This is a genomic window from Streptomyces sp. NPDC048142 (assembly GCF_043202835.1).
Lineage (GTDB): Bacteria > Actinomycetota > Actinomycetes > Streptomycetales > Streptomycetaceae > Streptomyces.
This window is the reverse complement of the sequence record NZ_JBIDBC010000024.1, coordinates 92,302-106,275: the sequence shown is the minus strand read 5'-3', so window position 1 is coordinate 106,275 and position 13,974 is coordinate 92,302. Positions and strand designations below refer to the sequence as shown.

General features: G+C 74.6%; 13 protein-coding genes. 6 read left to right on the top strand and 7 right to left on the bottom strand.

The genetic code is table 11. From position 1 onward, the window contains the following. The first annotated feature begins 37 nt into the window (after positions 1 to 37). The 5 genes from trpM to lgt all read left to right on the top strand — a co-directional run bounded on the left by trpM (position 38) and on the right by lgt (position 4,517). Positions 38 to 226, top strand: coding sequence for a tryptophan biosynthesis modulator TrpM (gene trpM, locus ACGF2Y_RS26435; RefSeq protein WP_392952174.1), 189 nt, complete (start codon positions 38 to 40; stop codon positions 224 to 226). A gap of 140 nt (positions 227 to 366) precedes the next feature. Continuing rightward, positions 367 to 1,653, top strand: a complete 1,287-nt coding sequence (trpB, locus tag ACGF2Y_RS26430) for a tryptophan synthase subunit beta (protein ID WP_392952171.1) — start codon at positions 367 to 369, stop codon at positions 1,651 to 1,653. Then, on the top strand, positions 1,650 to 2,462 hold the full coding sequence (gene trpA, locus ACGF2Y_RS26425; protein ID WP_392952168.1) for a tryptophan synthase subunit alpha: 813 nt from the start codon (positions 1,650 to 1,652) through the stop codon (positions 2,460 to 2,462). The genes trpB and trpA overlap by 4 nt, the downstream gene beginning before the upstream one ends. A gap of 75 nt (positions 2,463 to 2,537) precedes the next feature. Then, positions 2,538 to 3,437, top strand: a complete 900-nt coding sequence (locus tag ACGF2Y_RS26420; RefSeq protein WP_392952165.1) for a DsbA family protein — start codon at positions 2,538 to 2,540, stop codon at positions 3,435 to 3,437. A gap of 99 nt (positions 3,438 to 3,536) precedes the next feature. Then, a complete protein-coding gene (lgt, locus tag ACGF2Y_RS26415; RefSeq protein ID WP_392952163.1) occupies positions 3,537 to 4,517 on the top strand; it encodes a prolipoprotein diacylglyceryl transferase in 981 nt (326 codons plus the stop codon). An 81-nt stretch (positions 4,518 to 4,598) separates the two neighbouring features. On the opposite strand, the gene ACGF2Y_RS26410 is transcribed toward lgt, so the two are convergent. The 7 genes from ACGF2Y_RS26410 to ACGF2Y_RS26380 all read right to left on the bottom strand — a co-directional run bounded on the left by ACGF2Y_RS26410 (position 4,599) and on the right by ACGF2Y_RS26380 (position 12,703). After that, positions 4,599 to 5,465: an HpcH/HpaI aldolase/citrate lyase family protein gene (locus tag ACGF2Y_RS26410; protein ID WP_392952160.1), complete on the bottom strand. Its 867-nt coding sequence runs from the start codon at positions 5,463 to 5,465 to the stop codon at positions 4,599 to 4,601. Beyond that, a complete protein-coding gene (locus ACGF2Y_RS26405) occupies positions 5,462 to 6,715 on the bottom strand; it encodes a CaiB/BaiF CoA transferase family protein (protein WP_392952157.1) in 1,254 nt (417 codons plus the stop codon). Before ACGF2Y_RS26405 ends, ACGF2Y_RS26410 begins: the two co-directional genes overlap by 4 nt. Continuing rightward, entirely contained in the window at positions 6,712 to 7,596 is an 885-nt protein-coding gene (gene rbsK, locus ACGF2Y_RS26400; RefSeq protein WP_392952154.1) for a ribokinase, read from the bottom strand. Before rbsK ends, ACGF2Y_RS26405 begins: the two co-directional genes overlap by 4 nt. Further along, the gene (locus tag ACGF2Y_RS26395) at positions 7,593 to 8,960 is read right to left on the bottom strand and encodes an ADP-ribosylglycohydrolase family protein (RefSeq protein ID WP_392952151.1); all 1,368 of its coding nucleotides are present in this window, start codon (positions 8,958 to 8,960) and stop codon (positions 7,593 to 7,595) included. The genes rbsK and ACGF2Y_RS26395 overlap by 4 nt, the downstream gene beginning before the upstream one ends. Beyond that, positions 8,957 to 10,156, bottom strand: a complete 1,200-nt coding sequence (locus ACGF2Y_RS26390; RefSeq protein WP_392952148.1) for an ADP-ribosylglycohydrolase family protein — start codon at positions 10,154 to 10,156, stop codon at positions 8,957 to 8,959. The genes ACGF2Y_RS26395 and ACGF2Y_RS26390 overlap by 4 nt, the downstream gene beginning before the upstream one ends. After that, a complete protein-coding gene (locus ACGF2Y_RS26385) occupies positions 10,077 to 11,339 on the bottom strand; it encodes an ADP-ribosylglycohydrolase family protein (RefSeq protein ID WP_392952226.1) in 1,263 nt (420 codons plus the stop codon). Before ACGF2Y_RS26385 ends, ACGF2Y_RS26390 begins: the two co-directional genes overlap by 80 nt. A 245-nt stretch (positions 11,340 to 11,584) precedes the next feature. Continuing rightward, positions 11,585 to 12,703: an ADP-ribosylglycohydrolase family protein gene (locus ACGF2Y_RS26380; protein WP_392952145.1), complete on the bottom strand. Its 1,119-nt coding sequence runs from the start codon at positions 12,701 to 12,703 to the stop codon at positions 11,585 to 11,587. Positions 12,704 to 13,036: 333 nt separating this feature from the next. Here ACGF2Y_RS26380 and ACGF2Y_RS26375 point away from each other — a divergent pair, with 333 nt between their 5' ends. Continuing rightward, positions 13,037 to 13,768, top strand: a complete 732-nt coding sequence (locus ACGF2Y_RS26375; protein ID WP_392952142.1) for a VIT1/CCC1 transporter family protein — start codon at positions 13,037 to 13,039, stop codon at positions 13,766 to 13,768. Positions 13,769 to 13,974 lie beyond the last annotated feature (206 nt).

Sequence of the window (13,974 nt, the reverse complement as noted above, 5' to 3'; positions counted from 1 at the left end):
GAGCGTGCGTGCCAGGCGTCGCCCGGCAGGCGGCAGTTTGACGACAGGCCCTAGCCCCGCCGGGGCCCCGGCCCGGGACCCGCACGCCCCGCTGGCGCGCGGCTGCCGGCCGCGCGGCTGCCGCGCCCCCGCCCGGCGGGTGCGCGGCCGGCGCGTGCGGTACGTCATCGGGGACGAGCCCGGCCAGGTGAACGGGATGCGATGGCGCCCGGGGTCCGCGCTGTAGGCGAGCCCCGGCCGACGTACCACACCTCACTCCACTCGTACGTACGACCGCACCACCGCGTCCGCACGCCGGTCCCGGTGGCGCTCGCCGCTCCGCGCATACGGTGCATCCATCCGTTGCCATGCCAAGGAGCACGTCGCATGTCGTCCGACTTCTTCATCCCGGACCCCGAGGGTCTGATCCCCAGCGCCGAGGGTTACTTCGGCGCGTACGGCGGCAAGTTCATCCCGGAGGCGCTCGTCGCCGCCGTGGACGAGGTCGCCGTCGAGTACGACAAGGCGAAGGCCGACCCGGCCTTCGCCGCCGAGCTCAACGCGCTCATGGTCGACTACACGGGCCGGCCCAGCGCGCTGACCGAGGTCCCGCGCTTCGCCGAGCACGCGGGCGGCGCCCGGATGTTCCTCAAGCGCGAGGACCTGAACCACACCGGCTCGCACAAGATCAACAACGTGCTGGGCCAGGCGCTCCTCACCAAGCGCATGGGCAAGACCCGCGTCATCGCCGAGACCGGAGCCGGCCAGCACGGCGTCGCCACCGCGACCGCCTGCGCCCTCTTCGGCCTCGACTGCACCATCTACATGGGAGAGATCGACACCGAGCGCCAGGCGCTGAACGTGGCCCGGATGCGGATGCTCGGCGCCGAGGTCGTCGCCGTGAAGTCCGGCTCGCGGACCCTGAAGGACGCCATCAACGAGGCGTTCCGCGACTGGGTCGCCAACGTGGACCGCACGCACTACCTCTTCGGCACGGTCGCCGGCCCGCACCCCTTCCCGGCGATGGTCCGCGACTTCCACCGGGTCATCGGCGTCGAGGCCCGCCGCCAGATCCTTGAGCGCGCGGGCCGCCTCCCGGACGCGGCGGTCGCCTGCGTCGGCGGCGGCTCCAACGCCATCGGCCTCTTCCACGCCTTCATCCCCGACGCGGATGTCCGCCTGGTGGGCTGCGAGCCCGCCGGGCACGGGGTGGAGAGCGGCGAACACGCGGCGACGCTCACCGCGGGGGAGCCCGGCATCCTGCACGGTTCGCGCTCCTACGTCCTCCAGGACGACGAGGGCCAGATCACCGAGCCGTACTCCATCTCGGCGGGCCTGGACTACCCGGGCATCGGCCCGGAGCACGCGTACCTCAAGGACACCGGACGCGGCGAGTACCGCGCGGTCACCGACGACGCGGCCATGCAGGCCCTGCGCCTGCTGTCCCGCACGGAGGGGATCATCCCGGCCATCGAGAGCGCCCACGCGCTCGCCGGGGCCCTGGAGCTGGGCAAGGAGCTGGGCAGGGACGGGCTGATCCTCATCAACCTGTCCGGCCGGGGCGACAAGGACATGGACACCGCCGCCCGCTACTTCGGGCTCTACGACACCGACGCCGCCGTCGAAGCGGACGCCGACAGCGACCGTGCCGAGATCGAGGGGGACGCCAAGTGAGCGGCAACATCGAGCTGTTGAACACCACCCTGGCCGCCGCGAAGGCACAGGACCGGGCGGCGCTCATCGCCTACCTCCCGGCGGGCTTCCCGACCGTCGACGGCGGCATCGAAGCGGTCAAGGCCGTCATCGCGGGCGGTGCGGACGTCGTCGAGATCGGGCTCCCGCACAGCGACCCGGTCCTCGACGGCCCGGTCATCCAGACCGCCGACGACATCGCCCTGCGCGGCGGTGTCCGGATCGCCGACGTGATGCGCACGGTCCGCGAGGCGCACGAGGCCACCGGTGTCCCGATCCTGGTCATGACGTACTGGAACCCCATCGACCGCTACGGCGTCGAGCGCTTCACCGCCGAGCTGGCCGAGGCGGGCGGCGCCGGGTGCATCCTGCCCGACCTGCCGGTCCAGGAGTCCGCGCTGTGGCGCGAACACGCCGAGAAGCACGGCCTCGCCACCGTGTTCGTCGTCGCCCCCAGCAGCCAGGACGCCCGCCTCGCCACCATCACGGCGGCCGGGAGCGGCTTCGTCTACGCCGCGTCCCTGATGGGCGTCACCGGCACCCGCGCCTCCGTCGGCGTCCAGGCCCAGGACCTGGTGGGGCGCACCCGCGCCACCACCGACCTCCCGGTCTGCGTCGGCCTCGGCGTCTCCAACGCGGCGCAGGCCGCCGAGGTCGCCGGGTTCGCGGACGGCGTGATCGTCGGCTCGGCCTTCGTCAAGGCCATGCTGGACGCCCCCGACGAGGCCGCAGGCCTCGCCGCCGTCCGCTCCCTGGCGGGCGAACTGGCCGAAGGTGTTCGAAAGCGCTGAGCCCCTGAGTCACCCGAACGGGTGGATTGTGGACCGGGGAGGCGCGGTGGCGCCTCCCCGGTTCGTTCCCTGGGTGTGAGCGACAAGATCCCTGAGGGAAACAGAAGCGCGCGCGAGCGCCTGGCCCAGCAGCGCGAGCGGGAGAAGGGGCGCGAGAAGCGCCGCCGGACGCTGATCGTCGCCTCGGCGGTGGTCGGGGTGCTCGCCCTGGCGGCCGTGGTCGGCGTCATCGCGGCCAACGCCGGCAAGGACGACGACGGCGGCACCGCCGGCGGCCCCGCGGTCGCCCCGTCGGGCGCGATCGGCGAGGACGCCCTGACCCTGCCGGTCGGCGCCGCCGACGCCCCGTCCACCCTCACGATCTGGGAGGACTTCCGCTGCCCCGTCTGCGCCCAGTTCGAGAACGCCTTCCGGGACACCGTCACGGAGCTGGTGGACGACGGACAGGTCAGGGTGGAGTATCACCTGGCCACGATCATCGACGGCAATCTCGGCGGCACCGGGTCGCTGCGCGCCGCCAACGCCGCCGCCTGCGCCCAGGACACCGGCAAGTTCGCGCCGTATCACGACGTGCTCTTCAGCAACCAGCCTCCCGAGCCGGACGACGCCTTCGGCAAGAACAGCCGGCTGATCGAGCTGGCCGGAGAGGTCGAGGGGCTCGACACGCCGGGATTCCGCAGCTGTGTGGAGGACGGCGAGCACGACAGCTGGGTGAAGAAGTCCGACACGGCGTTCCGCGAGGGCGGCTTCCAGGGCACGCCGACGGTCCTGCTCAACGGGGAGTCCGTCTTCCCGAGCAAGGGCGACGAACAGATCTCCCCGGAGAACCTGAAGAAGTGGGTCGCCGAGGCCAACAAGGGCAAGGAGCCGGGCACCTCGGACCCGGCCGACCCGGCCGGCGGCGCCTCCGACCCGGCCGCCCCGGCCGGTGGGACCTCCGACCCGGCCGCCCCGACGGCCGCCCCCGGTTCCTGACCGGGTCCCGCACCCGCCCTGTGACACGGCCCTCGTTACCCAGACGTTGCCGGGTGGCTTGCCGTACCCACCACCCGGCAAGGTAGCGTCGACCTAGCCATGAACCTTGCCTTCATTCCCAGCCCGTCGACCGGCGTGATCGAGCTCGGCCCGATCCCGCTCCGCGGCTACGCGTTCTGCATCATCATCGGTGTCTTCGTCGCCGTCTGGTTCGGCAACAAGCGCTGGGTAGCCCGGGGCGGCAAAGCCGGCACCGTGGCCGACGTCGCTGTCTGGGCGGTGCCCTTCGGCCTCGTCGGCGGCCGGCTCTACCACGTGGTCACCGACTACCAGCTGTATTTCAGCGACGGTGAGAACTGGGTCGACGCCTTCAAGATCTGGGAGGGCGGCCTCGGCATCTGGGGCGCGGTGGCCTTCGGCGCGGTCGGCGCCTGGATCGCCTGCCGCCGCCGGGGCATTCCGCTGCCCGCCTGGGCGGACGCACTGGCCCCCGCCCTCGCCATCGCCCAGGCCATCGGCCGCTGGGGCAACTGGTTCAACCAGGAGCTGTACGGCAAGCCCACCGACCTCCCCTGGGCGCTGGAGATCAGCGAGGGCCCGAACCGGGTCGCCGGGACGTACCACCCGACCTTCCTGTACGAGTCGCTGTGGTGCATCGGCGTCGCGCTGCTGGTCATCTGGGCCGACCGCCGCTTCAAGCTCGGCCACGGACGGGCGTTCGCGCTGTACGTCGCGGCCTACTGCGCGGGGCGCGGCTGGATCGAGTACATGCGGGTCGACGAGGCCCACCACATCCTGGGCCTCCGCCTGAACGTGTGGACCGCGATCATCGTCTTCGTCCTCGCCGTCGCCTACATCGTGGTCTCCGCGAAGATCCGTCCGGGCCGCGAGGAGATCGTCGAGCCCGACCGGGACGCCGTCGTCCCCGGGAAGACGGACGGACCGGCCGGGCAGGACGCTTCCGAGGAAGCGGACACCGCCGGGAAGAAGGACCCGCTCACGAAGGACGAGCCCGGCAAGGGCGCCACCGCCGAGCGCACAGAAGCAGCCGAAGCGGCCGAAGCAGCCGAGAAGAGCTGACCGGCCGCGCCCCGGCGCGCCTCCCGCGCCTCGGCAGGCGCGTCCCCCGCACACCTCCCGCTCGCCGGGCGGGCCCGAATCTCAGGCCCGCCCGGCGAGCGCGATCGTTCTGCGGGCGGCCGCCACCACCGCCGCGTCCACGAACCTCCCGTCCGGCAGCGCCAGCGCCCCCGCCTCCACCGCCGAGGCCGCGACGATCTCCTCGGCCGCCTCGATCTCCTCGGCCGTCGGCCGGAACGCCTGCTCGATCACCGGCAGCTGGCGCGGGTGGATCGCCGCCCGGCCCAGCATCCCGAGCGCCCGCCCCCGCCCGCACGACACCCGCAGCCCGTCCAGGTCCCGGACGTCCGGGAACACCGACTGGGCGGGCGGCGGAAGGGCCGCGGCACGGGCCGCCACCACGATCCGGCTGCGCGGCCAGTCGAGCCCGGCGTCCTCCCGTACGCCCAGATCAGCCCGCAGGTCCGCCTCGCCCAGCGCGATGCCGCGTACGGCGTGATGGGCCGAGGCGATCGAGTACGCGTGCTCGATCGCGAGCGCCGACTCCAGCAGCGGATACAGCGCCACGCCCGGGGCCACGGCCGCCACATGGTGCACCGAGACCGCGTGGGTGATCTTCGGCAGCCGGAACGCGGCCAGGCCCGGCAGCTTCGCCAGCGCCCGGATGTCGTCCTCGCCGTGCACCCGGACATGGACCGGCACCGCGTCCGGGGCCGCCGTGACCTGGTCCGCGAGGAGCTCGGCGGTGGCGGAGCGCGCGTACTGCCTGCGGTCCGGGGCGACGGCGTCCTCCAGGTCGACGATCACCACGTCCGCCCCGCACCCCAGTGCCTTGGCCACCGTCTCCGGCCGGTCCCCGGGCACGTACAGCCAGGTCAGCGGCGGCCGGCCGGCGGGCGGCGGCGGGCCCTCCGGCAGCGGCGGGGCCGGGATCGGCCGGCCGGTCACAGCGCCCCCTGGTCCCGCAGCGCCGCGATCCGCGTCTCCGAGAGGCCGAGCCCGGCCAGGATCTCGTCGGTGTCGGCGCCGTGCGGACGGCCCGCCCACCGGATTCCGCCGGGGGTCCGTGAGAGCCGGAAGAGGACGTTCTGCATCCGCAGCGGCCCCAGCTCCGGGTCATCGACCTCGGTGATGGTGTCCAGCGCCCGGTACTGCGGGTCCTCCATCACCTCCCGTACGTCATGGATCGGCGCGACGGCCGCCTCCGCCTTCTCGAAGCCGTTCAGGACCTCTTCGCGGCTGTGCCGGGAGATCCAGTGGCCGACGGCCCCGTCCAGCTCCTCGGTGTGCTCGGCCCGGGTGCTGCCCGCGCCGAACCAGCGCTCGTCGATCAGGTCCGGGCGGCCGACCAGCCGCATCACCCGCTCGGCGACGGACTGGGCGGAGGTGGAGACCGCGACCCAGTGGCCGTCGGCGGTGCGGTAGGTGTTGCGCGGGGCGTTGTTGCGGGAGCGGTTGCCGGTGCGCGGCTGGACGTAACCGAGCTGGTCGTACCAGAGCGGCTGCGGGCCCAGCACGGTGAGGATCGGCTCGATGATCGCCAGGTCCACCACCTGCCCCTCGCCGGTCTTCTCCCGCCCCGCGAGCGCGGCCATCACCGCGTACGCCGTCGCCAGCGCCGCGATGGAGTCCGCGAGCCCGAACGGCGGCAGCGTCGGCGGCCCGTCCGGCTCCCCGGTGATCGCCGCGAACCCGCTCATCGCCTCGGCGAGCGTCCCGAAGCCGGGGCGGTGGGCGTACGGCCCGAACTGGCCGAAGCCGGTGACCCGGGCCAGCACCAGGCGCGGGTTGACGGCGTGCAGCTCCGCGGGGCCGAGGCCCCAGCGCTCCAGGGTCCCGGGCCGGAAGTTCTCGACGATCACATCCGTCTCCGCGGCCAGCCGGAGCAGCACATCCCGGCCGCCGGGCGCGGACAGGTCGAGGGTCAGGGTGCGCTTGTTGCGGCCGAGCAGCTTCCACCACAGGCCGACCCCGTCCCTGGCGGGCCCGTGCCCGCGCGAGGGGTCCGGTTTACGGGGGTGCTCGACCTTGATCACATCGGCGCCGAAGTCCCCGAGCATGGTGGCCGCGAGCGGTCCGGCGAAGAGGGTGGCCAGGTCGATGACCTTCAGCCCGGTCAGGGGCCCTGCGCCGGTCGGTGAGGGCGGGCCGGCAGGCGGGTGGGCGCCGACCGGCAGTCCTGCTGCTGTCGTACTCATACGGCCTCGATCTCGCTCCGGTAGGGCATGGACGTGGACGCGCCGGGTTTCTGGACGCACAGGGCGGCCGCCGCCGACGCCCAGGCGACGGACTCGGCCACCGGCCGCCCCTCGCCGAGCGCCACGGCCAGCGTCCCGACGAAGGTGTCCCCGGCCCCGGTCGTGTCGACGGCTTTCACCGCGGGGGCCTCGAAGAGCACCGGCTCACCGCCCCGGGCCGCGTACAGGCAGCCCTTCGCGCCGAGCGTGACGATGACCTCGGGCACCTGCCGCAGCAGGATCTGGGCGGCGGCGTGCGGTTCGGCCTGCCCGGACAGTTCGGCGGCCTCGTGCTCGTTGGGGACCAGCAGGTCGATGTGGTCGAGGAGTTCGTCGGGCAGGGGTCTCGCGGGGGAGGGGGTGAGGATGGTCCGTACGCCTTGGGCACGGGCCGCGCGGGCTCCCTCGACGACGGCGGACAGGGGGAGTTCGAGCTGCATCAGCAGCAGGTCGGCGGCGGCGACCGCCGCGATCTCCCCGGGACCGAGCGCGGTCACGACGCCGTTCGCGCCGGGGATCACCACGATCGAGTTGGCCCCGGTGTCGTCCACCACGATGTGCGCGGTGCCGCTGGGGCCCTCGGCGGTGTGCAGGAGGTCGGTGTCCACCCCCGCGTGGTCGAGGCCGTCGCGCAGCAGGGCCCCGTACAGGTCGTCGCCGACCGCGCCGATCATCGTCACCTCGCCGCCTGCGCGGGCGGCGGCGACGGCCTGGTTGGCGCCCTTGCCGCCGGGGATCGTCCGGAACTCCCGTCCGGTGACGGTCTCGCCGCTGCCGGGCGCGCGGGCCGCGTGGGCGACGAGGTCCATATGGGTGCTGCCGAGCACCGCGATGCGGGTCATGGGCGCAGAGCCTCCTGGTGGGTCAGTGCGGCGAGGGTGTCGAACCCGGTCCGGTCGAAGCCGGGTACGGAGGTGGCGAGCCGGTTCTTCAGCGGAGCCGTCCAGTGCTCGGGCAGGGCGTCCGGCCCGCCCGCGAGCAGTCCGGCCAGTGACCCCGCCGTCGCCCCGTTGGAGTCGGTGTCCCAGCCGCCGGAGACCGCGAGGCCGACGGACCGGGTGAAGTCGCCGTCGGCGTGGGTGAGTGCGGCGGCCAGCAGCGCGGTGTTGGGCAGCACGTGCACCCAGTGGTGGGTGTCCCCGTAGACGGCGTGCAGCCGGTCCACGACGGTGTCGAAGTCCCCTTCCGTACGGGCCGTTTCGACGCCGAGGCGGACCGCGCGGGCGTACCGCGAGTGCGGCGGCACCACCCGCAGCCCGGCCGCCAGGCAGCCGTGCACATCGCTCTCGCCCCCGGCCGCGACGGCCAGCGCGGCGGCGGTGAACATCGCGCCGTACACCCCGTTGCCGGTGTGGGTGAGGACCGCGTCGCGATGGGCCTGGACGGCGGCCCCGGCCGGGTCGCCGGGGTGGGTCCAGCCGTGCACGTCCGCCCGGATCCGGGCGCCGATCCACTCCCGGAACGGGTTGCGGAAGCGGGCGGTCTCCGGGGGCTCGACGCCCGCGAGGAGATTGCCGTACGCGATCCGCTCGGCGGTGAAGACGCGCCCGGCCGGCAACGCGTCCAGCCAGAGCCGGGCCAGGTCGGCCGTGGTGAAGGAGCGGCCGTGCCGCTGGAGCAACAGCAGAGTCAGCAGCGGGTGGTCGAGGTCGTCGTCCTCGGGCATGCCGTCGATGTTCTCGGCCAGGGAGGTGAGGGCCGAGCGGCGGTTCCAGGGGTGGGCGGCGAGCAGTTCGGCGGGCACCCCGCGCGCGGTGAACCAGGTGGCCGGGGGCCAGTTGCCGGTGGCGCGGGCCAGGGCGCGGATGCCGGTCAGCGGCAGCTTCTCGACCGGCTTCCCGAGCAGGCAGCCCGCCGCCCGGCCGAGCCAGGCCGCGTGCAGCCGGTCCCGGCCGACGACGGGGGCGGCGTCCACCGGGCCCGGCCAGTGCGGGCAGGCGGCCACGATCTCGTCCAGTTCGGTGGGCTCGTCGGCGGTCAACGGGGAGTCCAGCAGGGCGAGTTCATGGAGGAGGTGCTCGGCCAGCGCCCGCAGCCGGGGCGGCGCGGGCGGCTCGGATGCGCCCGCGCGGTCCGGGACGGGGGAGCCCCCGGCCGCGTACCACCGCTCCCCGATCTCCCGGGCGTCCCGGCCGTCCTGCGCGGCCTGCCGCAGTTCGTGCCCGACCAGGTCCTCGGGCTGCACCCAGGTGAGGCGGACGTTCACCGCGCACCGGCCAGCGCGGTGAAGGCGCTCTCGTGGGCCCGGCGGCGTTCCAGGTCCCGGGCGAAGACCTCCCGGGCCACCTGTGCCAGGGAGCGGGCCGGGGTCTCCAGGTCCAGCCGGCTCGCCTGTGCCACCGTGGCCGCCCAGTCGGCCGGGACCTCGCCGCCCAGCGCGCCCGCGACGGCACCGCTCATCGTCGCGATGGAGTCGCAGTCCCGCCCGTAGTTCACCGAACCCAGCACCGTTCGCCGGTAGTCGCCGCGCCCGGTCAGCAACAGGCCCAGGGCGATGGGCAGTTCCTCGATGGCGTGCAGCCGGGAGGGGCGGCGCGCGCCGAGCGAGGGGCTCCGGTAGTCGGGGCCGACCGTGTCGAAAGGCTCCACCGCCGCCCGCAGCGGGGCGAGCGCCGACTCGAAGTCGTGGTGTCCCGCGGCCACTTCGCAGACCGCCTCGATCGCGGACCGGGTGCCGTCCTTCGCCAGGGCGAGGGCGGCGTCGATCACCGCTTCGGGGGTGGCGCCCGGAACGCAGGCGGCGGCGACGGCGGCCGCGAAGACCCCGGCGGCCTCCCGCCCGTAGGAGGACTGGTGGGGAGCCGCGACCTCCAGCGCCTCGGTGTACGCGGCCTCCGGGTGGCCGGCGTTGACCAGGCCGACCGGCGCCATGTACATCGCCGCCCCGCAGTTGACGATGTTGCCCGCACCGGCCTCGCGCGGGTCCACGTGCCCGTAGTGCAGCCGGGCCACGATCCACTTCTCCGCCAGGAAGATCCGCTGGAGCGGCAGCGCCTCGGCCTCCAGCTCCGGGATCCAGCGGGGGGACAGCAGATCCGGTACGAGGTGGTCCGCGACGGCGTACGCGTCGAGGTGGTCGCGGACCCGGTCGTAGACCCGGATCAGCGCATGGGTCATCAGGGTGTCGTCGGTGACGTGCCCGTCGCCCTTGTGGTACGGCGCGACGGGGCGCGCGGTGCGCCAGTCATCGCCGTACCAGGGGCCGACGATCCCGGTCACCCGGCCGCCGTGGCGCTCGGCGATCTGCTCGGGGGTCCAGCCCTCGACCGGGCCGCCGAGCGCGTCGCCGACGGCGGCTCCGACGAGGGCCCGGGTGATGCGGTCATCGAGTCCGGGCGTGGGCGGGAAGGGGGCCGGCGTCGAGGGGGCGGGTGCGGCCGCCCTGGCCGTTGTGGGCGTCATGCCGGAATTGTCCACCCGGGGTGGCCGGTTCCGTGGCTGCGAGCAGCCCGGCGAGTTCGATCAGGTCCGTGCCCGCGAGCCGGGGCAGCGCACAGCCCGCCAGGGTGCGGCACGCCTCACGCCAGCCCGCCGGTACGGCGGTGACCGAGCCGATCGCCCCGGTCAGCGCCCCGGCCAGGGCGGGCGCGGAGTCCGCGACCCGGGACAGGCAGGCGGCGGCCGGGACCGCCTGGGCGATCTCGCCCCGGGCGGCGGTGGTGAGGGCCAGGGCGACCGGCACGGTCTCCGCCGCCGCGATCCCGTAGCTGTAGACGTGGTCCACGATCTGGTGCTCCAGCACCGGGACCAGGGCGAAAGCCCCGGCCGGCTCGTCCGCGAACTCCCGGGCCAGGCGGACCGCGTGCGCGGCGTTACGGGCGATCTCGGTGCCCTCGGGGAGCCGGTCCAGAGCGGCGTTCACCACGGTGTCGACGTCCGCCCCGGCCAGCGCCATGGCAACTGCGGCGGCCATGGCCCGCGCCCCGTGCACCCCGTCGCCGTCCTGGGTGTAGCGGGCGTCGAACTCGGCGAGCGCGGCGGCCTCCTCCGGGTCGCCCGGGTGGACCACGGCGAGCACGGCGGCCCGTACGCAGGCGGCGTCGTCGAAGTAGTGCGGGTTGTCGTGCCCGGTGGCGGGCGGCCGCAGCCCGGCGGCCAGGTTGCCGAGCCCGGCCCGTACCGAGATGCGGGCCCGCAGCGGGAGCACCGCGGCCTCGACCTCGGGAGCGCGGGCGCTGGCGGCGGCGACGGTGGCGGCGAGCGCGTTCCAGGCCCGGTCGACCGCGTCCCGCATCCGGCGGCCGGGGGCCAGGCCCACCGCGTCGTCGGCCGCCGCCAGCACCGTACGGGCGGCGAACGCGGCCCACTCGGCGTCGTCGGACGGGCCGAGCCGCAGTGGTTCGGGCGGCTGGTTGAGGGCGATGGGCACCGGGAGCGTGGTGGTGGCGTTCTGCTCGGCGAAGGTGTCCAGCTCCCGGGTGAGCCGCCGGGTCCACTCGGGCATCCGGGCCGCCCGGTGCCGAGCGGCGGGCCACCCGGCGGCGTCACCCGCCGCGAGCCCGAGCAGCAGCCCCTCGATCCGGGCGCGGCGGGAGGGGGCGGGGGAGGAGGCGGGCGCGCCGGGGGCTTGGCGGGCTGCGGTCATCGCCGGGTCTCCTGCGGCTGCTTCGTGTGTGGTCGTCGGTGCGGGGGTGGCCCTGGGCGCTCGGTGCGCGATCGTGGGTGCCGGGGTGGTCCTGGTTGCTTCTCGTGCGGTCGCCGTGGCGGGGGCGCCGGGCGTACCGGGAGCGCCGGGGGCTTGGCGGGCTGTGGTCATCGCCGGGCTTCCTGTAGCCGCTTCGTGCGCGGTCCTCGTGGCCCGCGCGCCCATGGCCGCTTCGCCTGCCGTCGTCATCGCTGCTCCTCCCGGACGGGCTCGAAGGAAGCCGCCACGGACGCCATGTCCCGTACGGCCGAGGGCTCGCGACCACCGCCCCGCTCCTGCGCGGTCCCCGCCGGCCCTGCCGCCTCGGCCGTCTCCGGGGCCTCGGCCGCCTCCGGGGTCAGCAGCTCCGCGATGTCCAGCACGTGGTAGCCGCGCATCGAGGGCAGGCAGCTGCCCCGGACCGGGCCGATCGCGGCCGCCCAGTCCGGCGGGATGGAGCTCTCCCCGTTCAGCGCCCCGGCCAGGGCGCCCGCCACCGCCGCCGTCGTGTCCGCGTCGCGGCCCATGTTGACGGCCGTGAGCACCGCCGTCCGGAAGTCCCCGCGCGCCGCCGTGAACGCCCCGAACGCCAGGCCCACCGCCTCCGGCGCGAGGTCCGTCCACGGGTAGCCGGCGATCACCACCGCCGAGCGCACCGCCCGCTCCATCGTGAGCCGGTCGGGGTACGGCCGCTGGGCCGCCGCCACCGCCCGGCGCAGCGACCGGGCGGTCCAGGAGTCCATCGGGACCACCGAGAGCGCGGCCGCGATCACCGAGGCGAGGCCCGAGCCGACCATGGCCGCCGCGACCCCGGCCGCCACCGCCTGGCCCCCGTAGATCCCCTCGCCCTCGTGGCTGACCCGGCCGTCCACCGCGACCAGCCGGGCCGCCTCGGCGGGGCGGCCCGCCGCGAACACCCCGAAGGGCGCCGCCCGCATCGCGAGGCCGTCGCTCCAGGCGTGCCGGTGCTGCGCCGAAATAGGTGCTGCCAGGCCCCGGCGCAGGTTCTCCAGGGTGCCGCGCTCGCTGAACCCGGCCCCCCGGAACGGGCCCTCGTCCAGATCGGCGATCCAGTGGTGCCAGGCCCGCTCCACATGGGAGACGTCGAGCGCCGAGCCGTGCCGGGCCAGCAGCAGCCCGGAGAAGATCGCGTACTCCGTGTCGTCGGTGCCCGCCGGGTCATCGCTCACGAAGCCCTCGATCCGCCCCCAGCGGCGGCGGATCTCGGAGGGCCGCAGATTCTCCGCCGGGGCGCCGAGCGCGTCCCCGACCGCCAGTCCCAGCAGCGCACCCCTGGCCCGGTCACTGCCGACGGCCGTGTTCATCGCGTCGCCCTTCCGCTCGTCCGGCGAGTCCGAATCCGATTCCGCTTCCGGGCCCTGTCCGCATCTGTGCCACGCGGAGGGCGGGGGGAGGCGGGAAACGCCGGGAAAGGGGCCGGGCGGATGACGGCCGGGATAGCTGAGGCTGGCCTTTCTTTGCAGGTCAGAGCGGTGCTAGGGCAGCCTTGCCTTCCTGGCGGAGGTCGCTCGAACGGCGTAGTTTGGACTGTGTCGAAAGTTGTACTCGACGGGAAGAGAGGCGGGGAGTTGCCCCGCCGGAGCGAACCGGGCAACCGGGGCGGAACCGGGCGACCGGGCGAAGGGGAGAAGCACGCCGTGGCCATCATCGAAACCGAAGCCGTCCTGCACGAGGCGCACCGGGACAACCACACCCACCGGGATGTGAACGGCGGCTGGCTGCGCCCCGCCGTCTTCGGCGCGATGGACGGCCTGGTCTCCAACCTCGCCCTGATGACCGGGGTCGCGGGCGGTGCGGTCTCCCAGCAGACCATCGTGATCACCGGCCTGGCGGGGCTCGCGGCCGGGGCCTTCTCCATGGCGGCGGGCGAATACACCTCCGTCGCCTCGCAGCGCGAACTGGTCGAGGCCGAGCTGGACGTCGAGCGCCGCGAACTCCGTAAGCACCCCAAGGACGAGATGGCGGAGCTGGCCGCGCTCTACGAGTCCCGCGGGGTCGACGCCCCGCTGGCCCGCGAGGTCGCCCGGCAGCTGTCGCGGGACCCGGAGCAGGCGCTGGAGATCCACGCCCGCGAGGAGCTCGGCATCGACCCGGGCGACCTGCCCTCGCCGCTCGTGGCCGCCGTCTCGTCGTTCGGCGCGTTCGCACTCGGCGCCCTGCTGCCCGTCCTGCCCTACCTCCTCGGCGCGAGCGCCCTGTGGCCCTCGGTGCTGCTCGCACTGTTCGGCCTCTTCGGCTGCGGCGCGGTGGTGGCCCGGGTGACGGCCCGCAGCTGGTGGTTCAGCGGACTGCGGCAGCTCGCCCTGGGTGGTGCGGCGGCGGCACTGACGTACGGACTCGGCACCCTGTTCGGCGTGGCGGTCGGCTGACTCCGGCGCGGCGCGACGCGGCCCGGCGAACGGAGTAGCCGGGCCGCCCGAGCGGCGTAACAGTGCGGCAACCCGTGTGACGTACGTCCTGACGGCGCCCACTGGGCGGAACGGGCGCCACGGCCGTAAAATGAGGCTCTATGCGGGGCCGCACATAAGTAGTCGTTACTCGGTGGTTTCGTTTCCTTCGCCGCCGGGCATGAGCC